The 1,230-nt window shown below is 47.0% G+C and carries 1 protein-coding gene; it reads left to right on the top strand.

The genetic code is table 11. The features are described from left to right. Nucleotides 1-58 precede the first annotated feature (58 nt). Nucleotides 59-1,129 (top strand): LPS export ABC transporter permease LptG, encoded by a 1,071-nt coding sequence (gene lptG / locus R7O12_RS25675; RefSeq protein WP_318126879.1) that lies wholly within the window; start codon nucleotides 59-61, stop codon nucleotides 1,127-1,129. Nucleotides 1,130-1,230: the final 101 nt, after the last annotated feature.

Below are 1,230 nucleotides of genomic sequence, written 5' to 3'. Positions count from 1 at the left end.
CAGTGTTCCAGCTCGACGAATGAAAGAAAAATTCCGTAAGAAGAGGCTCGCGTAAGCTGTGTTCAAAATCTTAGACCTTTACATCGGTAGAACCATCATCTCTACCACAGCCTTGGTTCTGGCAACGTTTGTTGGCCTATCGGGTATCATCAAATACGTGGAACAGCTACGAAAAGTGGGGCGTGGTGTGTATGACCTGACGCACGCTTTGTATTTCGTTTTGTTGAGCGTGCCTCGTGACGTTGAAATGTTTTTCCCAATGGCAGCATTGCTGGGTGCGCTGATTGGTTTGGGTATGCTGGCGTCAAGCTCTGAGCTTGTGGTCATGCAAGCGGCGGGTTTCTCCAAGCTGGATATCGGTTTGTCCGTGCTAAAAACGGCCGTTCCATTGATGCTTATCGTGATGACTTTAGGCCAATGGGGTGCTCCAGAAGCTCAGAAAATGGCGCGTGATTTGCGATCTTTTGCATTGTCTGGCGGCAGCATCGTTTCGGTTCGTGCTGGGGTTTGGGCTCGTGATGCTAACGACTTCATCTTCATCGGTAAAGTGGAAGATGACAAGTTGTATGCGTTGAACATGTGGCGCTTTGATGATGACAAGAACTTAGAAAAAGTTATCTTCGCTGAAGAAGTGGATTACCAACAAGATAACAATTGGTTGATGCGTGACGTGCAAATCACCAACATGCAAGACGAAAACGTGATTTCCAAACAAGAGATGGATCAAATGGAATGGCACACGTCGTTGGCTCCTGACAAGCTAGCCGTGGTGACAGTAAAACCAGAAGAGCTCTCTCTGAGCGGCTTGTATGATTATGTGACGTATTTGAAAGCATCAGAGCAAGATGCTTCACGTTACGAACTCGCATTTTGGCGTAAGCTGACGCAGCCTTTGTCGATTGCCGTAATGATGTTGATGGCATTGTCTTTCGTCTTTGGTCCGCTGCGAAGCGTAACAATGGGGGCGAGAGTTTTATCTGGCGTTGTGGCTGGTTTCACTTTCTATATCTCCAGCGAGTTCTTCGGGCCATTGACTCTGGTGTATGGCATACCGCCGATATTTGGTGCCTTAGCCACGAGCTTAGCTTTTTTGGCGATTGCGGTAGCGTTGCTGAGAAGAAAGCTATAATCAAAGAAAAAGGAAGGCGCTATGCCTTCCTTTTTTGTTTCTAGGCGATTTATTTTGCTTTTGGCAAAACCACCACTTCAGTTTTTGCCCAGATATCATGG

This window comes from Vibrio sp. Vb1574 (genome assembly GCF_033338675.1).
The sequence above is the reverse complement of the archived record's forward strand: the minus strand, read 5'-3'. Positions and strand labels throughout refer to the sequence as shown.